Origin of the sequence: Vulcanococcus sp. (assembly GCF_044369115.1) — a bacterium.
Lineage (GTDB): Bacteria > Cyanobacteriota > Cyanobacteriia > PCC-6307 > Cyanobiaceae > Vulcanococcus.
In genome coordinates, this window is the sequence record NZ_JBIPMN010000025.1 from 1 (window position 1) to 17,986 (window position 17,986).

At 63.4% G+C, this 17,986-nt stretch carries 29 protein-coding genes; 12 read left to right on the forward strand and 17 right to left on the reverse strand.

Annotated elements, in window-relative coordinates:
* On the reverse strand, positions 1 to 727 hold a 727-nt coding region (locus ACIQ2E_RS03105), incomplete at its 3' end, for a ZIP family metal transporter (RefSeq protein ID WP_398326011.1).
* Positions 724 to 1,125: a hypothetical protein gene (locus ACIQ2E_RS03110; RefSeq protein ID WP_398326014.1), complete on the reverse strand. Its 402-nt coding sequence runs from the start codon at positions 1,123 to 1,125 to the stop codon at positions 724 to 726. The genes ACIQ2E_RS03105 and ACIQ2E_RS03110, both read right to left, overlap by 4 nt.
* A gap of 178 nt (positions 1,126 to 1,303) precedes the next feature.
* Between ACIQ2E_RS03110 and ACIQ2E_RS03115 the strand changes: the two genes are divergently transcribed.
* Positions 1,304 to 2,722, forward strand: a complete 1,419-nt coding sequence (locus tag ACIQ2E_RS03115; RefSeq protein ID WP_398326017.1) for a peptide ligase PGM1-related protein — start codon at positions 1,304 to 1,306, stop codon at positions 2,720 to 2,722.
* Positions 2,723 to 2,776: 54 nt separating this feature from the next.
* Positions 2,777 to 3,061, forward strand: a complete 285-nt coding sequence (locus ACIQ2E_RS03120; RefSeq protein WP_398326020.1) for a hypothetical protein — start codon at positions 2,777 to 2,779, stop codon at positions 3,059 to 3,061.
* A gap of 28 nt (positions 3,062 to 3,089) precedes the next feature.
* Here the strand turns inward: ACIQ2E_RS03120 and ACIQ2E_RS03125 are convergent, their stop codons facing one another.
* Complete coding sequence (locus ACIQ2E_RS03125; protein ID WP_398326023.1) at positions 3,090 to 3,965, reverse strand: LysR substrate-binding domain-containing protein; 876 nt, start codon at positions 3,963 to 3,965, stop codon at positions 3,090 to 3,092.
* Between the two features lie 183 nt (positions 3,966 to 4,148).
* Between ACIQ2E_RS03125 and ACIQ2E_RS03130 the strand changes: the two genes are divergently transcribed.
* On the forward strand, positions 4,149 to 4,484 hold the full coding sequence (locus ACIQ2E_RS03130) for a hypothetical protein (RefSeq protein WP_398326026.1): 336 nt from the start codon (positions 4,149 to 4,151) through the stop codon (positions 4,482 to 4,484).
* 141 nt (positions 4,485 to 4,625) lie between these two features.
* Here ACIQ2E_RS03130 and ACIQ2E_RS03135 read toward each other — a convergent pair whose 3' ends face one another.
* Positions 4,626 to 5,261, reverse strand: a complete 636-nt coding sequence (locus ACIQ2E_RS03135; protein ID WP_398326029.1) for a LuxR C-terminal-related transcriptional regulator — start codon at positions 5,259 to 5,261, stop codon at positions 4,626 to 4,628.
* A gap of 261 nt (positions 5,262 to 5,522) precedes the next feature.
* Here ACIQ2E_RS03135 and ACIQ2E_RS03140 point away from each other — a divergent pair, with 261 nt between their 5' ends.
* Positions 5,523 to 5,738: a hypothetical protein gene (locus ACIQ2E_RS03140; protein ID WP_398326032.1), complete on the forward strand. Its 216-nt coding sequence runs from the start codon at positions 5,523 to 5,525 to the stop codon at positions 5,736 to 5,738.
* Between the two features lie 55 nt (positions 5,739 to 5,793).
* On the opposite strand, the gene ACIQ2E_RS03145 is transcribed toward ACIQ2E_RS03140, so the two are convergent.
* From ACIQ2E_RS03145 to ACIQ2E_RS03180, 8 genes are all read right to left on the reverse strand, one after another.
* A complete protein-coding gene (locus ACIQ2E_RS03145) occupies positions 5,794 to 5,994 on the reverse strand; it encodes a hypothetical protein (RefSeq protein ID WP_398326035.1) in 201 nt (66 codons plus the stop codon).
* A gap of 25 nt (positions 5,995 to 6,019) precedes the next feature.
* Positions 6,020 to 6,136 carry a hypothetical protein gene (locus ACIQ2E_RS03150; protein WP_398326038.1) on the reverse strand — a complete coding sequence of 39 codons (117 nt, stop codon included), beginning with the start codon at positions 6,134 to 6,136 and terminating at the stop codon, positions 6,020 to 6,022.
* 139 nt (positions 6,137 to 6,275) lie between these two features.
* Positions 6,276 to 6,476 (reverse strand): hypothetical protein, encoded by a 201-nt coding sequence (locus ACIQ2E_RS03155; RefSeq protein ID WP_398326041.1) that lies wholly within the window; start codon positions 6,474 to 6,476, stop codon positions 6,276 to 6,278.
* Complete coding sequence (locus ACIQ2E_RS03160; RefSeq protein ID WP_398326044.1) at positions 6,476 to 6,718, reverse strand: hypothetical protein; 243 nt, start codon at positions 6,716 to 6,718, stop codon at positions 6,476 to 6,478. Before ACIQ2E_RS03160 ends, ACIQ2E_RS03155 begins: the two co-directional genes overlap by 1 nt.
* Positions 6,719 to 6,805: 87 nt before the next feature.
* Complete coding sequence (locus tag ACIQ2E_RS03165) at positions 6,806 to 6,958, reverse strand: chlorophyll a/b-binding protein (RefSeq protein WP_398326047.1); 153 nt, start codon at positions 6,956 to 6,958, stop codon at positions 6,806 to 6,808.
* A gap of 77 nt (positions 6,959 to 7,035) precedes the next feature.
* The gene (locus ACIQ2E_RS03170; protein ID WP_398326050.1) at positions 7,036 to 7,200 is read right to left on the reverse strand and encodes a hypothetical protein; all 165 of its coding nucleotides are present in this window, start codon (positions 7,198 to 7,200) and stop codon (positions 7,036 to 7,038) included.
* A gap of 28 nt (positions 7,201 to 7,228) precedes the next feature.
* Positions 7,229 to 7,441, reverse strand: a complete 213-nt coding sequence (locus tag ACIQ2E_RS03175) for a hypothetical protein (RefSeq protein ID WP_398326053.1) — start codon at positions 7,439 to 7,441, stop codon at positions 7,229 to 7,231.
* 164 nt (positions 7,442 to 7,605) lie between these two features.
* Positions 7,606 to 8,100, reverse strand: a complete 495-nt coding sequence (locus ACIQ2E_RS03180) for a YbhB/YbcL family Raf kinase inhibitor-like protein (protein WP_398326055.1) — start codon at positions 8,098 to 8,100, stop codon at positions 7,606 to 7,608.
* Positions 8,101 to 8,130: 30 nt separating this feature from the next.
* Here ACIQ2E_RS03180 and ACIQ2E_RS03185 point away from each other — a divergent pair, with 30 nt between their 5' ends.
* The 5 genes from ACIQ2E_RS03185 (at position 8,131) to ACIQ2E_RS03205 (ending at position 11,163) form a co-directional block, all read left to right on the forward strand.
* A complete protein-coding gene (locus tag ACIQ2E_RS03185) occupies positions 8,131 to 8,367 on the forward strand; it encodes a hypothetical protein (RefSeq protein WP_398326058.1) in 237 nt (78 codons plus the stop codon).
* Positions 8,355 to 9,524 carry a CapA family protein gene (locus ACIQ2E_RS03190; protein WP_398326061.1) on the forward strand — a complete coding sequence of 390 codons (1,170 nt, stop codon included), beginning with the start codon at positions 8,355 to 8,357 and terminating at the stop codon, positions 9,522 to 9,524. Before ACIQ2E_RS03185 ends, ACIQ2E_RS03190 begins: the two co-directional genes overlap by 13 nt.
* A 27-nt stretch (positions 9,525 to 9,551) precedes the next feature.
* Entirely contained in the window at positions 9,552 to 10,277 is a 726-nt protein-coding gene (locus ACIQ2E_RS03195) for an STAS/SEC14 domain-containing protein (protein ID WP_398326064.1), read from the forward strand.
* Positions 10,278 to 10,338: 61 nt separating this feature from the next.
* Entirely contained in the window at positions 10,339 to 10,647 is a 309-nt protein-coding gene (locus ACIQ2E_RS03200) for a hypothetical protein (RefSeq protein WP_398326067.1), read from the forward strand.
* 81 nt (positions 10,648 to 10,728) lie between these two features.
* Entirely contained in the window at positions 10,729 to 11,163 is a 435-nt protein-coding gene (locus ACIQ2E_RS03205) for an Hsp20/alpha crystallin family protein (protein ID WP_398326070.1), read from the forward strand.
* A gap of 37 nt (positions 11,164 to 11,200) precedes the next feature.
* On the opposite strand, the gene ACIQ2E_RS03210 is transcribed toward ACIQ2E_RS03205, so the two are convergent.
* The 3 genes from ACIQ2E_RS03210 to ACIQ2E_RS03220 form a co-directional block, all read right to left on the reverse strand.
* Positions 11,201 to 12,196 (reverse strand): diguanylate cyclase, encoded by a 996-nt coding sequence (locus ACIQ2E_RS03210; RefSeq protein WP_398326073.1) that lies wholly within the window; start codon positions 12,194 to 12,196, stop codon positions 11,201 to 11,203.
* Between the two features lie 66 nt (positions 12,197 to 12,262).
* Positions 12,263 to 12,655 (reverse strand): AbrB family transcriptional regulator, encoded by a 393-nt coding sequence (locus ACIQ2E_RS03215; RefSeq protein WP_398326076.1) that lies wholly within the window; start codon positions 12,653 to 12,655, stop codon positions 12,263 to 12,265.
* A 25-nt stretch (positions 12,656 to 12,680) separates the two neighbouring features.
* On the reverse strand, positions 12,681 to 13,010 hold the full coding sequence (locus ACIQ2E_RS03220) for a hypothetical protein (RefSeq protein ID WP_398326079.1): 330 nt from the start codon (positions 13,008 to 13,010) through the stop codon (positions 12,681 to 12,683).
* 81 nt (positions 13,011 to 13,091) lie between these two features.
* On the opposite strand from ACIQ2E_RS03220, the gene ACIQ2E_RS03225 reads away from it, so the two are divergent.
* Positions 13,092 to 13,766, forward strand: coding sequence for a dienelactone hydrolase family protein (locus ACIQ2E_RS03225; RefSeq protein WP_398326082.1), 675 nt, complete (start codon positions 13,092 to 13,094; stop codon positions 13,764 to 13,766).
* A 154-nt stretch (positions 13,767 to 13,920) separates the two neighbouring features.
* On the forward strand, positions 13,921 to 14,190 hold the full coding sequence (locus ACIQ2E_RS03230) for a hypothetical protein (protein ID WP_398326085.1): 270 nt from the start codon (positions 13,921 to 13,923) through the stop codon (positions 14,188 to 14,190).
* A gap of 67 nt (positions 14,191 to 14,257) precedes the next feature.
* Here the strand turns inward: ACIQ2E_RS03230 and ACIQ2E_RS03235 are convergent, their stop codons facing one another.
* Together ACIQ2E_RS03235 and cfa are read right to left on the reverse strand one after the other, a co-directional pair.
* Positions 14,258 to 15,097 (reverse strand): RNA polymerase sigma factor RpoD/SigA, encoded by an 840-nt coding sequence (locus ACIQ2E_RS03235; RefSeq protein ID WP_398326088.1) that lies wholly within the window; start codon positions 15,095 to 15,097, stop codon positions 14,258 to 14,260.
* A gap of 52 nt (positions 15,098 to 15,149) precedes the next feature.
* Positions 15,150 to 16,349, reverse strand: a complete 1,200-nt coding sequence (cfa, locus tag ACIQ2E_RS03240; protein WP_398326091.1) for a cyclopropane fatty acyl phospholipid synthase — start codon at positions 16,347 to 16,349, stop codon at positions 15,150 to 15,152.
* A 241-nt stretch (positions 16,350 to 16,590) separates the two neighbouring features.
* Between cfa and ACIQ2E_RS03245 the strand changes: the two genes are divergently transcribed.
* Positions 16,591 to 17,986, forward strand: a 1,396-nt coding sequence (locus ACIQ2E_RS03245) for a cation-translocating P-type ATPase (protein ID WP_398326094.1), incomplete at its 3' end; no start/stop codon positions are given.

The following is a 17,986-nucleotide window of genomic DNA, read 5'->3' on the forward strand; positions in this document are numbered from 1 at the left end:
GGCCACCGGCGAAGCAGGCAAAACCAGGCAATGCACGCCCTGTTTGAGCATCGTTCTTGATTTCAGGCACCAAATCAGATGCTGCAATATAGATGAAGTTACCAGCGGCAAATAACACCAAAGGAGCCAGAGAAATCTGCTCGCGCAACCACCAGGCTATGAAGGCACCCAGGGGAAATGTGAACGCTGAGACCAAGTTCCAAAACAGCGCTTGACGCGGTCTCCAGCCGCTGTGCACAAGCACACCAAAGTCACCAAGCTCCTGGGGAATTTCATGGGCAATTGCAGCCAACCAAGCCGCCATACCGGCGGGTGGATTGATCAGATAGGTGCTGGCAATCCCCAGACCTCCAATGAAGTTATGCAGGCCATCGCCCATCAGGATCAACAGGGCTATCGGCTCGCGCACCCAGCGATCGTCCTGTCCGAGCCGCAGCCGGCTTTGATGGCGATGGGAATGATGCCAATGAAGGAACTGCTCCAATGCCAGAAAGGCTGTAAAGCCAGCCGCGACCCATTCGCCTGAGCGCAGCGGATCCAGGGCCCGATATCCCTCCGGAAGCATGTGGAACAACGCACCTCCCAAGAGCGAACCCGCCGCCAGAGAAACCAGCGGCGTGAGGAGCTGCTGCAAGCGCCAAGCTGGAAGCGCCAGCGTGATCCCACCCACCAGAGCCACAAAGCTCATCACCAGGCTGCCGAACAGAAGCGTTCCCTCAGGGCTCATCCCTGCCACCACAGCCAGGTGTCGCGGTTGAGCAGAAATCCGACAAGTGTGAGCACCACCATCAGTAGCACCTGATCAGCACGCGAATCAGGAATGCGGACGTCAGCCACAAGGTGTGCAAGGTTCGTTGTGCTGTACACCACGCTCAGCACAAACTGCGCCATTCGCCATGGCATGCGATTGCTCCAGCCCAAGGGATCAGACACAGCGTGAACGGCCAGAACCATGGCGATCACCGGAATCAGAAAGTACACCAGCATCGCCAGAAAGATGCGCGGCAACTGCGATGGTGAAACCTGGCTCTTGATCTCCACAGAAGCGCCGTGGAAGAGCGGCATCAGGCCCAATTCCACATGAAACAGCATCAGAAGTAGCCAGGTGCACCACAGCCCAGCCACGCGTAATGCAGCAGAGTCCACAAGTTGGTTGCGTACTCTCCAGTTTCAATCGGCGATCCCTACTGAGCGGCTGCTACATCAACCAAATCAACAGCAGATCTGCCCATACAGCACAACCAACACGCAAGCAAAGGTCAAAAGACTCAGAAGCAAGTCTCCGAGTCAATGTCTGGTCTCTATGGCGCAGCTCCTGCCTGGTAGCGATCTGCTGGTCGTGCCCTCCTACAACGCCGATCCGCGCACCCTGTCCTGCATCGATGGATTGGACAGCTGGGCGGAGCGGCATCTGGTGGAGCTCCGCCACCTCCTCCATCCCGGTCATCGGCTGGTGTTCGTAACGCCCACCCCCATCAGCGAGGGTTGCCTGGAAGCTGTGCTCAAGCTGATGCCGGCCGTGCCGCCGTCCTGGCTGCGGGAGCGACTGCAGGCGCTGTGTCTGCACGACCATGCCCCAAGGCCGCTGACCCACAAACTGCTAGCCAGGCCTCGCTTGCTCGAGCAGCTTCGCGAACAGCTCAGGCCAGGAGCACGGCTGGCCTGTTATTCCGTTTCACCGGCGGAGATGGCCCTCGCTCAGCTGCTGAACCTGGAACTCGAGGGCACACCGGCTTCCCTCTCGGGGCTCGGCAGCAAAGCCGGCTCCACCGAGGTGTTTGCGCAAGTTGGTATGCCCCATCCGCGCACCTCCTTGCTCTGCCACAGCTTGGAGCAACTTCGCGACGCCTGCACTGAACTGCTGGAGCGCCACAGCGACATCAATAGCCTCGTGGTGAAGCTCAACCGGATGGCAGGCGGGCGGGGCAATGCTCCGCTCGAGCTGGAGCTTCAGTCTTGGCGGCTCCAGCCACCTCTCCAACGGCGCCAGGCGCTGGAGCATGCCCTCCTGCACCTAGAGATGCCGCTACCCCACTGGCGCGACGAGCTCCTAAGCAATGGTGCGGTCGCCCAGGAACTGATCGATGGCCGTGCTGGAGCGCTGAGTTCACCCAGCGTGCAGCTCTGGATTGATGGCAATGGAGCAGCACGGCTGGTCTCCACCCATGAGCAATGGCTGGGGGGCCCCCACGGGCAGAGCTTCAAGGGCTGCCGCTTTCCTGCTCGTTCTGTCTACCGCGAGGAGCTGATGGCCATGGGAGAGCGCCTCGGCCAGCACCTGGCTGGACTGGGCTGCCGAGGAGCCGTACTGCTGGACGTGCTGGCCAGGCGCCAAGACAAGCGCTGGCAGCTGTGGGCCATCGAAATCAACCTGCGAAAAGGGGGCACCACCCATCCGTTTCAGCTGGCGGCCAGTGCCACCGGCGGGAACTTTGATCGGGCAAGGGGTGAGCTGCGGAGCGCTGATGGGTTGGCGGTGTTCTACGAAGCGAGCGACGAACTGCGTATGCCCCATTGGCACGGGTTGCTTCCCGAACAACTCCTCGACGACTGGGTACGCCGTGGCCTCTTCTTTGACAGTGCCAGGCGGCGAGGCTGCATCCCCCATCGCCTTGGAGCCCTGAGTGAGCACGGCCTGCTGGGCGCCACGGTGTTGGGACGCAGCCGGCGCGAAGCATCAGATCTGATGCGGCAAATGCGCCGCGGGCCACGGCAGCCCTGATCGAAACCCCTATGCAGAGAGGAGCGTGGCGATCCATGTTGATCGTCTTCCTGCATGAGCCAATTCCATGCCAAGGCCTACCTCGGGGCAGCCCTGGCCCTCACGCTGATGGCCGGGTCAGCCCAGGCCCAGCCCGGCAACTTCGAGGAGCGGCGCCTATTGATGCGGCAGATGACCAAACAACTGCAGGCACGGCTTGAGCAGCGACTGCTCTGCATCAACCAAGCCAAGAGTTGGGGTGATCTCGACACCTGCCAGCGTGCCAACAGCACCGGCTGGCATCACGGGCCAGGGATGGGCGGCCCGGGCATGGGCGGTTGGGGCTGCCCGATGTGGTGAAGCGGGCAACCGCTGAGTTGGCGAGCTGTCAATTGGCGAGCTGAACGTCGTCGAACTGGGCCGCCAACAACCGGGCCTGGTGGAGCAGATGCTCCACGAGCTGTTGCATGGCGGGTTGATCCACCAGGTCGCGGCGCACCACCAGCGCTTCACCGGTGATCAGGCCCAGATCCCAATCCAGGCGCACGGTGGTGGGTTGCAGGGCTTCGGTGAGGCTCTGGCCGTAGGTGAGCGTCACACCATCGGCGCAGCGCCCCTCCCAACAGCTCGGGTCGTAGCGCTTGATCCGCACCGGATCGCTCCACAAGCCCTGCTCGCGCAGCACCGCTTCGGTGCGGGGAAACCAACCCGGGGGCAAGGCAAGGCTGGGGAAGGGCTCGAAATCAGCGGGGCTCAGGCCCCGCACCTGGGCCAAGGGATGGTCGGGGGCGGCCAGCAGTTGCACCGGTTCGCGCAACAGATCGAGCACCCACCAATCGGGATCATCCGGGTCAGGCAGATCGGGCTGGTAGCTGCCCACCCAGGCATCCATCACCCGATCTTCAAGCAACTGCAGCGGGCGCTGAACACCGGGCAGATCAAAGCGGCCTGCCACCCAACCGTGCGGAGGGCTAGCCAGAAACCAAGGGCCTGAGGCGTAGGTGGCATCGATGCGCAACGGTGCTCGTCCGCGCAGGCGGGCCTGTTGATGCACGGCCCGTTCGGCCATGAGCAGTGAGGCATCACCGCCGAGCTGCACGTAGCCATCGGCGCGGCTCAGCTGCAGCTTGAACAGCTTCAGAGCGGAGCGCACCTGGCGCGACACCGTGCTCTGGTGCACCTCGAGCACGTCGCTAACGGCACCTTCATGCCCTAACCACAGGTAGAGATCCAGAACAGCGAGATGCTCGAGCGGTAGAACCAAAGACCCGCAAGCTGCCGGGCCAATCATTCGGCAACGGCCGCTGTTGAGCAGCGACGGCCCTAAGCCTGATATAGACCGATGCAGAGCGGTTGTAGATCGGCACTAGCGATACAGCGATGGTGTCGCGCTCTCAGGCGCTGCAACAGCCGAGGGTGGTGCATCACCGCAGGCCTCGCCCTGTTGATGGTTCTGATCAGCCTGCTGATCGATGAGCACTTCTGCGGAGCGCTCGACCTGAGAAGTCCGCCCTGGAGCCTGCTGGCGGTGCTGTTTTTAGGCCTGGAGATCTCCTGCGACCTCGCCCACGGGCTCGACCCTCCTGATCGGCAGGTTGAAGCGCTGTTGTGGGCGCGCCGCAGCCTCTTGCATGTGGACTGCGTCTGGGCCACCCATGTGCGCTCAAGGGTGGAAGACCAACAACGACAACTGCAATCCAGCCGGGCTGCACTGGCAGAACAACTGGCCCGGAGCTTGATGACCTCCGCATTGGCCCATGATGTCTCATGTCAATCTGGTTGATGTGCGCCCCTCAACCAAATTGTCTTCGGACACTCCAGGGGATGGGGGTGGGCTTGCTCATGGTGCAGTCGTTCGCCTGCCGCCACCGCGGAGTGGTGCAGCTGGGCCGCTCCCAATCCCTGGGTGGCGCGGAGCTGCGTCTCAGGCTGCCGTTGGCGAACCCTCGTGCCAACTGAGCGAGCGATGCAGCGTTGCCAGTCGCACCAGCTCCGAGCCGCTCACACCCAGCTTGGCGGCCACACTTTTGCGATACGTCTCCACCGTGGCAACACTGAGCTCCAAGCGAGCCGCGATCTCCTTATTGAGCAGCCCACAACCCAGCTCTCGGATCAGCCGCTGTTCCCGCGGGCTGAGTTGCTGAATCGCCGCTAGCTGCCGTTCACAGCCCTGCATCGTTGTGGTGATCTCATCGCGCAGGTCCTGCCTCCAGGGCATCACCACGCTCAGCAGCTGATCCCAGGCCTGCGCCTTATTCACCACGCCGATCGTGCAGGGCTCCAGATCGGGGGAAGGCCTGAACTGCGTGGCCGAGGCGGTCACGAACAACAGCTGGGCATCTGGTCTGCGCTGCAGTAGCAAATCCACTGCATCGCGATAACACTCCCCACCCAACTCCACGTCCAAAACCAGCAGGCGCGGCGGTGAACTCTCAATGCAGGCGATCGCCTCGCTGACCGATGAACACACCCGGCTGACATGCAGGCCGGCCACCTCAGACAGCACTCCAGCAATGGCCTGAGCAACCATGCGGTGGTGATCGAGAACAACAACACCCACAATCACCACAGCAGCTGATCTACAAGATAACTACACCACCAGACCGCAGGGCATACCCCCAAATGGGGGGGGGTAAATCGAGAAAGAATTGAAGCATAAATGCAGGATCTGTATAAAACCGTTGGAGGCAACCTGCCTCATCCAGGCAACACACAAGCTGCAACGATCCGCCAACCCATCCCAATCCAGGGATCACCAAACAGGGATCTAGACCCCCACAGCGCCTTGGCCAATCCTTAAGGAATCCTTACGGCACGGTCCATGGTTTCTTTCAGCGCGCGTTCTGGCCCCAGCAGCTTCCGCTCCAGCCAGCGGCTCACGATCACTGTGGCCCATGCCACCTTGGATGCCCTGGTGGAGCGGAGCAACCGCGAAGGCCGCTCCCTTAGCAACCTGGCCGCCTATCTGCTTGAGAGCTCCCTCGATCGCCGCGGCGACGGATCAGCTTTTGCAGCTCCACAGCCAGCAGCACGCTGAGGCTCAAACCCAGCTCCACCAGCCACTGCTGCAGTGCAAGTGGCCCGGTGCCCGGCTACGCCACAGCAAACAACAGGGCCAGCAGCAAGGAGATGCCATCGCGAACCATCGCCAGCCAACCCCACCGCCAGGCCCACCAGAATCCAGATGCTGCGGCTGGAGCGATCCAGCGCAGCAGCAGCGGCGGCCGCCCAGGCTGAATCAGCTGCAGATCGCTCGCCAGCCGGCCCACCTCAGTACCGCTGGCATGGGACATGCTGCAGCGCTCCGGCAAAGGCGAATCAACAGGCGAGCTGTGCCTGGGCCTGTTTGCGCACCGGCAGGGATTCACCGGTGAGCAGCGCCTCATCGAGCTCGAGGTTGTGGCTGCGCAGCAGGCGCAGATCAGCCCGCAGCACCTGGCCGCTCTCCAGCTACACGGCATCGCGGAGCACCGCCTCGCCATCGCGCAGCACCAGTGCCGCTGGCGCTACCGGCCGGCGGCCGGGCGTGCCAGGGTGTGGGTGCAGCAGGCATCACCCCAGGCCTCCAGCGGTGCTAGCCGCCGGGCTCAAGCGTTGATTCAGCATGCATCGCCCAGATCGCGGCGTAAAGCGGCTGCATCTGGCGGTCGATCCGGGCGACGTGCGCGGGGCTGAAGGAGCGCTCACCAAGGGAGGCAAGCAGCAGCTGGATCTGCCCTTGCAACTCGGCAATCCGCTGCTGATAACAGGCCGTGGTGGTGGGCAGGGTGCTCATCAGGCCTGGGCCTCCAGCTGGCTGTCGGCAGCGGCGTCCACAGCGTCGCTGCGGAGGCGCCAGCCCTGGTCACCATCGGGCTCAACCACCATCCGCCGCTCGCCGCGCAGCAGTGCCTGGCTATCGGTGATGCCCTTCACGTAACCAGCCAGAAACCAGAGGCTCATACCGGCCTGCTCACCGCTGAGCAGCTGATCGAGGCTCTCCCCCGAGACGCCGATCTCCCAGTTTCCGCTGTTCATCCCACGACTCCATCGCGTGCACAGCACCAGCCTGAGGGCAGATCCGCACGGGCAGACCCGCCTGCGGCTGTGCTGCTGCAGTTGTGCTCAGGGCCAGGGCCAGAGCGCGCGCAGCTGAGCGACCACTCCCTGGCCGGTGAGCAGTTCCGTGGCCAAGGCGATCACAAAGCCGAGCATGGCCATGCGCCCATTCCAGCGCTCGGCCTGCTCGGTGAAACCCATATGGTGAAGCAGAGGCATAACGCACACAACAGCTCAGCCAAGCCAAGCCCCGGCTGGCAGCCGTGCAGGCGCAGCAGCAGCTCCGCCCCAAGAACTCAGCTGTTGCGCCGCTGAAGCGAGGCTTCGATCAACTTCAAGCAGAGGTTGCTCAGACTGCGCCCCTCCTCGCCTGCCCAGCGGCGCAATTCGGCGTGCACCGCCGGGGTGAGGTTGATCGTGACACGACTGCTGCGCAGCGGCTGCAGACCACCTGGTTCCATTGCCCCTGAAACGGACAGCGCCGCAGTTCTACAGCAGATCTACAGAAGCACTACTGCGCAGCTCCAGCCGCTCCACGCGCTGCTGCAGCAGATGCAACTGCTGCGCCAGCTCAACTGGATCGTGCTGGGCAGGGCGCCCCAGATCGCGGCGAACGAGATTGGCCACGTAGGCCGTGATGCTCAGGTTCTGTGCGGCGGCGCGCTGTTTGATCGCCTCGATCAACTCTTGAGGCAGAACCATCGAGAGCTGCTTACGACGCGTCACGGCTAACAAATTCGTGGAATGTGAACAGCAGGGGGCTCCGTTCGCCCCAACCACCGCCTGTAATTAAGCGCAGCAGAGTGCAGCAGGGTGCAGCAGGGTGCAGCATTTTGCTGCATTCTTCTCGGCGTGGCGATTGGGTTTCAGCTGCCCAGCGCGTAGAGCCCCGTGAGCTCAGCGCGGCCCAAGGCATGGGCCTCGATCGCTGAACGCAGCTCAAACACCGTGCAACCCGGCGGCAGATCCAGCGCCGCACCCAGAGCCACCAGCTCAAACCGATAGCGATGGGCTAGGCCTGCGGGTGGCAGCGGGCCCTGATAGCCGATCCGCTCAAAGCCCCCCACCCCCCAGCAACTGCCGTGGCGGGCGCCATTGGGCAGCTCAGGCGCTCGCTCCAATCCTGCCGGCAGCGCCCGCAGCGCAGCCGGGATGTTGAACAGCAGCCAGTGCACCCAACTGCCGGCCGGTGAATCCAGATCTTCCAGCAGCAAGGCGTAGCTGCGGGTGTGCTCCGGCGCACCGCTCCAGCGCAGCGGTGGGGAGAGGTTGAGCCCCTCGCCGGTGTGAATGAGCGGGATCAGCTCACCATCACGGAAGGCCGGCGATTCAAGGTGGAAGGTTCCATTGCTGCTCACCATGCGCGCAGGGGCCGTTGCACTGGCGCCAGGGTGCGCGCCTTGAGCCCGGCTGAACGCCGCAGCCTCAGCATCCCAGCGCCGGCGCTGCGGCTGTGCCGCCCCAACCGCCGGCCAGGGTCCAGCGCCATAGATCACATGCAGCGATGGGAGCTGGCTGTGGTGCCTGTGATTCCGGTGTCTTTGGCGGTGCAGCTCTGCCTGGCGCTCGTGGCTCTTGGCCTGCTGGTGTTCGCGATGGCCTCCCTGCAGCAGCGATGGAACCGCTAACCCTCAAGCTGCTGCTTGGGGGCGATCTGATGCTCGGCCGTGGCATCGATCAACAGATGCCCCAGCACTGCGATCCAGCGCTGCAGGAAGCAGTGGTGCGCGATGCCCGCCACTACGGGCAGCTCGCCGAGCAGATCCATGGCCCCATCTCGGCGCCGTTCCAACCCGCCACACCCTGGGGCCAGAGCCTGGCCTGGATGGAGCAGTTCAACCCCGAGCTGCGGCTAGTGAATCTGGAAACAGCGATCACCACCAGCCCAAGGCCCTGGCCGGGAAAAGGCGTGCACTTCCGCATGCACCCCGCCAACATCACGTCCCTGCAGGCGGCTCGCCTCGATGGCTGCAGCCTGGCCAACAACCACAGCCTCGACTGGGGCTTCAATGGCCTGGCCGACACGCTGCGCTGCCTGCGCCAGGCCGGTATCCAGGCGGCCGGCGCAGGCCTCAGCCCCCATCAGGCGCAGCAACCGGCACGCTGGCAGCTGGGAGAAGGCCGCGAGTTGCTGCTGTTCGCCTGGGCCTTCACCAGCAGCGGCGTGCCGCCGACCTGGGCCGCCCTGCCCTGCCGCCCCGGGGTAGCCCTGTTGAGCGGGATCAACAACGGCAGTGTGAAGTGGATGTGCCGTTGCATCAACCGTCAGCGGCGCCCGGGGGATCGGGTGGTGGTGGCGTTGCACTGGGGGGCCAACTGGGTGCCGGTGGTGCCGGAGCAGCACCGCTGGCTGGCGCGCCAACTGATCGAGCTAGCCGGGGTGGATGTGGTGTTCGGCCATTCCTCCCACCACCCACTGCCCCTGGAGATCCATCAGGGCCGGCTGATCCTCTACGGCTGCGGCGATCTGATCAACGACTACGAAGGCCTGCCGCCCCACGGCCCCTGGCGCTCCGATCTGGTGTGCCTCTACGGAGTCGAGCTGGAGCGCCGCAGCGGCAGCCTCGTAGGCCTCGAGCTGCAGCCGTTTCAGCTGCGGGGCTTCCAGCTGCAGGAGGCATCGACGGCCGATCGCCAACTGATCGAGCACCAACTGGGACTGGAAGCCGCTCCGGCGGGTTGGCGTTGCCGGAACGAAGGGCACGGCTGGCGGCTGGAACCCCAACGCAGCAGCTCTGCGGCATTGGTGACCCAGCCACACACCAGCCCGCTGAGCCATCCATAGGTTGCGTCGATTCACGCCGCCGCCACCATGATCCAGCTGATCGACAACCTCCCCGCCGGCACCCTGGGGTTCAGCTGCGGCAGCCAGATCAGCGGCGACGACATGCAGCACGTCGTGATCCCGCAGGTGGAAGCGGCACTGCTGGAGCACGATCGGATCAAAGCGCTGGTGGTGCTCCAACCCGACTTTGAAGGCCTCAGCCTGGAGGCTGCTTGGGACGACACCAATTTGGGCCTGCGCCACTGGGATGGCTTTGAGCGCCTGGCGGTGGTCACCGACTTGGGATGGGTCCGGCAGGCCAGTCGAGCCATAGCCCTGCTGTTGCCCTACCCGGTTCAACAGTTCAACCTCAGCGACCTTGAAGGCGCACGCCGCTGGCTCAGCGAGGCGCTGGGCACCGTGCACCTGGAGCGGCAGGGGGAGGTGATCACGATCAGCCTGATCGGTTTGCTCGATCCGGAGGTGTACGAGCGCATCGATGACGACCTGGCCAACCTGTTCAGCCAGGTGGATCACCCAAGGGTGTTGCTGGATCTGCGGCAGTTCGATGGGTGGCTGGCCCTGGGGGCCCTGCGGCAGCATCTGGCCTTGATCCGAGATTACCGCCACCGCGCCCAGAAGCTCGCGGTGGTGAGCAATGGCCCCTTGATGCAGCTGGCGCCGCGGCTGATCAAAAACTTCAGTCAGGCCGACACCCAAACCTTCAGCAGCAGTGATCTGCTGGCCGCCCAGGACTGGATCTGCAGCGACTGAGCCGCAGAACACGCCGCCGCCAGCACGAATCCTTTGGCTGGGAGAGACTGCGCTCTGTGCCATGAACACCCAGCACTGCCAAACCTGCTCCTACTGGGATCAAGCCCACGGCCTGGAGATGACCTCCGTGGGGGCGATCGCTCCATGTACCCGCCATGCGCCCAACTTGTTCACGCTCGAAAGCGTGGAGATCAGCGAGGCAGCGCAGCAGTTCAGCGGCTACTCCCTAGGCGATGGCCTCAGCGACATGCAAGTGCCAATGGCGCTGTGGCCCTACACCAACCGCAACCAGATTTGCGGCGATTACAAACCCTGCGACCTGGAAGAAAACGTCCGGCGTTGCCGGCAGCGGGCCACGCCGCTGATCTGAGCCGAATGGCCTGCTTCGCAAGTTCGCCAAGAGCGGCATTCATAGCTTGAAAGAGCCATTGACCTCCCAAGAGGCATTCCAATGAGTCTGATCAAGTGGGAACCCCTCACCGACATCGAAGCGATGGTGGATCGCGCCTTCAACTGGCCCAACCTCCGTCTCGGAACCTCGATGCCACTGAGCGAATGGGGTCCGCGGGTGGATATCTGCGAAAGCGACGGAACGTATTTGTTCAAGGCCGATATTCCCGGCATGAACAAAAAGGATGTGTCGGTATCGATTGCCGAAGATATGCTCACCATCCAAGGTGAGCGCAAGCGTGAAAGCGAGGAAACCCGGCCCCATTTCCATCGGGTGGAGCGCTCCTATGGCAGTTTCAGCCGCAGCTTCTCCCTGCCGGAGGATGCCGATCGCACAACCGTGCACGCCCACTGTGAAAACGGTGAGCTCACCGTGAGCATCGCCAAGAAGCCCGGCGCCGAAGAGGCCAAGCCGCTCAACATCCCGGTGGACTAGGAACAATGCCTCGCAGGTCAGCCTGCGGGGCAACAGCTCAGTCGACCAGCAGCGAGGCCACCTGATTACGGCCGTTGCCCTTGGCCAGATACAAAGCCTGATCAGCCCTGTAAAAGAGATCGGCAAAGCTCTGATCCCGATCTGCCAGCTGAGTGATACCACCACTGATGTTGGGGTGGTAATCGGACTGATCGAACACACCGCGCATGGCAGCGATCGCCTGGCGAATCTCCTCCGCCAGCTGGGTGGCGCGGCTGATTGAGGCATTCACCAGTAGCACAGAGAATTCCTCATCGCCGATGCGCCCAAACAGATCCTCATGGCCCAGCTGCTGTTGGGCCACAGCACAAACATCCAGGAGTACCTGATCACCGGCCTGGTGCCCCCAGCGGATGTTGATCTGGCGGAAATCATCGATGTCGAAGTTGAATAGAGCCAGCGAATTGCCCTGGGCACGAGCCTGCTCAAACTCCTGTTCACCGAAGCGGAAAAACACGCTGCGGTTGTACAAGCCGGTCACGGGGCACTGCATGCTGCGCTGGCGGAGCTCCAGCTCCCGCATCACCAAATCCGCCATCAGGTGCAGCATCACCCGCTGGTGGGGATCGAGCACGCGTGGCTTGCGATCAATGGCGCAGAGCGTGCCCAGGTTGTAGCCATCGCCCGTACGCAACGGCACACCGGCATAGAAGCGGATCTTCGGCTCATCAAGGACCAGCGGGTTGGTGTTGAAGCGTGGATCATCGAGGGCATCCGGCACCTCCATCAGCTCAGGCTCGGCGATCGCATGGGCGCAGAACGCCATGGTGCGTGGCGTCTGCTGCGCCTCAAGGCCATGGCGCGCCAGGAACCACTGCCGATCGCGATCCACCAGCGACACCAGGGTGATCGGTACACCCAACACCGCCGAAGCCAACTCCACGATGCGTTTGAACTCTGGATCCTCCGGTGTATCGAGCACCGCGAAGCGCCGCAGCGCCCGCAGCCGCTGCTCCTCGTCGGCAGGAATCGGATAGTCGGGATAGGGGCTCATCGCAGCACCACAAAAAACAGAAACACCAAAGCCATCGATGGGTGGCGAACTCGCCGCCTCGTGCGATCAATCCACGCTGCTGTCCGCCTGATCAGCGGAAGCCTGAAGCGGCGTGAGGCGAATGCCGCCCTCATGCAGATGAATGCGGAACTGATCACCTGGCTTGAGCTGCAGTTTCTCGGTGTATGCACGGCCCACCATCAGGTTGCCGTTGAAGTGCACATGGGTGTTGAAGCTGAGCTGCCGGCCCTGGGTGCTGCGGCTGGCGCGCCAGCGGCCAGGCTGCCCGGGCAGATGCACACCCTTGGCCTCCAGGATCGCTTCGTAGAAATCAGTGAAGTGGAGGTGCTCGCGGCCATCCTCAGAGCGGGTGGCATAGCCGCAGGAGCGCACCAGCTCAGAACGGCTGAGGCCCCGCAGCTGGTCCAATCTGGCGAGCAAACGATCACCTTCGAGCATGGAAGCGGCAAGCAGCGGCCATGATCTAAGAACGGCTACCTGGCTTGTGTTCACACCAACGTTGTTCTGCGGCTGGAATGCTGCAGCTGTGCACCAATCGCATGCGCTGCAGATAACGGATGGGCCGTTCTTTGCTGGCCAGCCAACACTGCAGCCGATCCACAGCCACAGCAGCATCCACGACAAACCAGGCGCGGCCGCGATCCAGACTGAACTGACCATCAGCGCAGAGCCAACGCGGCCGCGCCCGCAGCATCGCTGGGGGTGGCATCAACAACACCCGCCAACCAAGCATCACCATGTCGCAGGGGAGATGATGCTGAGCAGCGCGGCAGCAGCTGGTGATCCCAGGCACACATTGGGAGCAAAGCTGCCGCGCTGATCCGAAGCGGTGACAGGGCTTTTTCTGATGGGACCAGACCATCGTCCAGCCTCCATGGCCCGCGCAGCCAGCCGCATCAGCCTCACCATCCCCGCCGACGGCGGCAGCCTTGTTGGAGACCTCAACCTGCCGCCCCAACCCGACGGTCTGGTGGTGTTCTGCCATGGATCCGGCAGCAACCGCTTCAGCCCCCGCAATCGCCGCGTTGCCGAACGACTGGAACGAGGTGGCCTGGCCACCCTGCTCTGCGACCTCGAACGCAACGGCGAAGCCGTCCATGGCCGCACCCTCGCGTCGCTGCCCCCGCTGCAAGAGCGCCTGCTGCGGGTGCTCGACTGGACAGGGCAGCAAGACGAGCTCAGCCAACTGCCCCTGGGCCTGTTTGGCAGCAGCACCGGCGCCGCTCTGGCCCTCGTTGCCGCTGCAGAGCGGCCAGGGCGGATTCAGGGCGTGGTGTCTCGCGGTGGCCGCCCGGATCTGGTGTTCCAGCGGCTGGCCGAGGTGCGCTGCCCTGTGTTGCTGCTGGTAGGCGAACACGATGTGGACGTGCTGGAGCTGAACGCCTGGGCGGCCGGACAGCTGCAGGTGCGCAACCAACTGGTCGTGATCCCCCAGGCCAGCCACTTGTTCGATGAGCCTGGCTGCCTGGATGCCGTTGCCGAGCTGAGCTACACCTGGCTGATGGAGCAGTTTCGGCAGGCCCGATTCAGCACTGCAGATGATTTGTAGACAAGCCCTGCAACCTGCTGCACAACCACAGTGACTTGCCCGCAGCAAACGGCACTTCGCCACCTTTTAATGCTCGTATTCTCAAGCTGCTGAGAGATGCAGCGAAGCTGAAGTCTCTTGGCACCTTTTCCACTCTCACCCGCGGATTTATCCGATGAACGAGCGTATTCGCGTGCTTCAGCGGCAACCCAAACGCATCTCAATCACCCTCAGCTATCACGTTCATGAGGCGCTGCTCACTCGATCGGAAGAAGAGGGGAGATCCGTATCGAATCTGTGTGCGTTCCTCCTGGAAGATGCACTGAGGGATCCCAAGCGCAGCCTGACTCCCCAGCCTTCAGGCAACGGCCATGCCAATGGAAATGGCCACAGCCTGCAGCCGCCGGCCCACGCCGCGGCGCGCCTGAACACAAGGGCGTTCTGATGGTGCATTGGCCGAGCTGAAACGGCTGGGCGGCCACGATGCGGTCGCCCAGCCTGATCAGCAACGCCTAATGGGGGAAGAGGGCCGGGGTGAGATGCCGGCGCAACTTCGTGAGCGCATGCCGCTCCAGCCGTTGCACCTGATCCTTGCTGCGTCCGATCAAACGAGCCACTTCAGCAAAGGAGCGCTGCTTCTCCTCGCCATAGCGCAACTGAATCACGGTGAGCTCCGGCGTTGAGAGATGCTGCAGTTGGCTGTGCATCCAGCCGTAGTCGTCCGCGATCGTCGGTTGATGGTCATCGGTCACGGTGTCGAGCAGGGTCATGTCACCGTCGCTGCCGTTGAGCTGTTGATCGAGGGAAATCGTGTTGCTGCGGTGCTGGATCGCCAACGCATACAGCAACCGCTGCGGAGATTCCTGCAAAACCTCGGCCAGCTGATCCACGCTCAGAGGCTGACTGCGCAAGCTCTGGAGGGAATCGGCACGGTTGGCCAGGCTCACAAGATTCACCGGAATGCGGATGCTACCGCTGTGCTCCTGCAGATAGCGGTTGATCGCCTGGCGAATCCACCAGTAGCCATAGGTGGAAAACTTGTAACCGCGGGTTGGGTCGTATTTCTCGGCTGCCCTCAGCAACCCCAGATTGCCCGCCTGTACAAGATCCATCGGATCATGGGCTAGGTGCTTGAGCCGACGGATGTAGCGCAGAGCCACGGTCACCACCAGGCGCAGATTGGCTGTCACGATGCGCTGGAGGGCGCGGCGGCCGCGCCGCTGCAGGGCTGGTGAAGGATCACTGGTGTCCATCCAATCCTTCACGATCGTTCCCAGATGCACTTCCTCCTGGGCCGTGAGCAAAGGGATCCGACCAATGCTGCGCAGATAGTCACCAAAAGCATCACTCATGGACGCGGAACTTGATGGCGCTCAATCCTCCGGCCAATCCGCGATTTCAAGCTCATGCTGAGCAGGCTTGCCCATGAATCGAGGCGTCCTGCAGCATCAGTGTGGGCTCCTCCTGACGATGCGGCCGCCAGGATTGATAGGCACCTGCACGCTCAGGGCGGCTCAACACCAGCTGCCAGAGCAAACCCTGGCGCGAGCGGAAGAACCCTGCACAACTGAGCAGGTAATAGCGCCAGAACCGGAAAAATTCCGGCGTGCTATCACTCTCCAGGCGTGGCCAGGCCCGCTCGAAGTTTTGCCACCAAGCCAACAGGGTGCGGTCGTAGTCGCAGCCAAAGTTTTCCCAGTCTTCGATCAGGAAATGCCCCTCAAGGCCGTCGGTGAGCTGGCGCGCCGACGGCAGCCTGCCGCCAGGAAAGATGTAGCGATCGATCCAGGGATCGCTGCGGTTGGTGGTGCGGGCCGAGCCAATCGTGTGGAGCAAGGCAAGGCCATGGGGTTGCAGAAGCCGTTTGAGCGTGTGGAAGAAGGTGGTGTCATTGCGGCGGCCCACGTGCTCAAACATGCCTACCGAAGCAATGCGATCAAACAGTCCCGGATCGCGGGCGGGCAGCTGGCGGTAATCACACAGTTCCACCCGGATCGGCAAATCGGCCAGGTGCTCGCCGATCCAACTGGCCTGCTGGGCTGACACAGTGATGCCCACCACCTCCACGCCGTAGTGGCGGGCGGCATAGGCGGCGAGGGAACCCCAACCGCAGCCCACATCCAGGAGGCGCATCCCAGGCCGCAACTGCAGCTTTTCGCAGATCAGCCGCAACTTGTGATCCTGGGCATCCGCGAGACTCTCGGCATGGCGCCAATAACCGCAGCTGTACACCATTTGCGGATCCAACATCGCGGCGTAAACCCGTGGATCGATGTCGTAATGGCGGCGGCCCACCACAAAAGAACGCCGCAAGGCCTGGGGGTTGCTGAGCTGATCGCGCAAAATCCGGGCCAGCTCCACAACGCGCGAGCGCAGCGTTAGGGGGCGGTTGGCATCGCTGCGCAGCAGGCGGGAGATCAACTCATCGAGCTGTTCACAATCCCAATCACCCCGCACATAGCCATTACCCAACGCCAGCGAGCCCTGCTGCAGCAGCGCTCCATAGAACTGCGGGTTGTGCACCCGAAAATCCCAGGGGCGATCGCCGTTGAAACGCACATCAGCGGCCTCCACGATGGCCGCAAGGCTGGCGGGAACGGGCATGTCTTGAGCAGAACGCGTCCCACCCAATCCCCACCGGCACAATCCAGCGCCCGCGGCGCTGGATCTGCGGCGCGATCAAGGTTGCCCTGCCGTAACGCCGCTGCAGCCATCGCCATGGCCCGTCAACACCGATCAGCCTGGCGCCATGGCGACGCTGTGTCTCTACATCAACCGAGCCGGACGTCAACTCAGAGCGAGCCGACGCCAGGCTGAGGGCCACGCATCTCGGCGATAAGCCGGCATGCAGCTCAGCGCCGCCGCTCCGATCAGCAGCCTCAGCTGCGAGCAGGCCCTCGCCGCATTGCAGAGCAGTCCGCAGGGTCTCAGCACAAAGGAGGCACTGAAGCGCCTGCAACGCGTCGGTCGCAATCGTCTGCCGCCGCAGCGAAGGCGGCCGTTGATGTTGCGCCTCACGGATCAGTTCACCCACTTCATGGCTCTGTTGCTCTGGGCCGCAGGGGGCATGGCCTTTCTGGCCCGCACACCTGAGCTCGGCTGGGCGATCTGGAGCGTGGTGCTGATCAATGCCCTGTTCAGCTTCTGGCAAGACTTTCAAGCCGAACGCACCCTTGCGGCTCTCTCGAATGTGCTGCCGCGGCAGGTGCGTGGATGGCGCGATGGCCAGCTGCAGGTGTTGGGCGCCGAAGACCTCGTACCCGGAGATCTGATCGAACTGGAGGCTGGCGATCAGGTGCCAGCCGACTGTCGTGTGATCGAGGCAGCGGCGCTTTATCTCAATGCGGCCGTGCTCACCGGCGAGTCTTTACCAGTAGCCCGAACAGCCGAACCGCAACAGCAGCGCCTACGCACTTCAGAAGCCTCCAACCTGATGCCAGCTGGCACAACCGTTGCCGCGGGCCGCACCCTGGCGTTGGTTTACGCCACCGGCAGCGACACCGAATTCGGCCAGGTGGCCCATCTCAGTGCCGGGACGGAACGCGCCCCCAGCACCCTTGAAGTTCAGGTGGGGCGAATCGTGCGCACGGTGACAGCCATCGCCGTGAGCATGGGCGCGTTTGCCTTCCTCGCCGGTGTGCTGCTGGTGGGGGTGGGGCCGGTGGAAAGCCTGGTGTTCGCCATCGGCATCATCGTGGCCAATGTGCCGGAGGGCCTGCTTCCCACCGTCACCCTGGCGTTGGCCCTAGCGGTGAAGCGGATGGCCCGGGAGCGAGCCCTGGTGCGCAGGCTGTCGGCGGTGGAAACGCTCGGCTGCGTGGGGGTGATCTGCACCGACAAAACGGGCACCCTCACCGCCAACGCCATGGAGGTGCAAAACACCTGGAGCAGCGATGAGCCCCTCTTGTTGTTGGCGGCAGGCTTGTGCTGCAACGCCTCCGAACAGGTCGGCGATCCAACGGAAACGGCGTTATTGCAGGGGGCACAGCGGGCGGGGCTTGATCTGGAGCAGGAGCGTCAGCGGCTGCCGCGTCAGCAGGAGCTGCCTTTCGATTCCGAGCGACGGATGATGAGCGTGCTGGTGGAGTGGCACAACGATCCCCGCTGGCCGCAGCCCAGCGCGTGGATGGTGTGCAGCAAAGGCGCACCCATGGAGTTGCTGCAGCGCTGCAGCCACTGGCTGCGCGCTGGCGTGATCACACCGCTCGGCCCAGCGGAACGGCAACTGGTGAGCTCGGCCA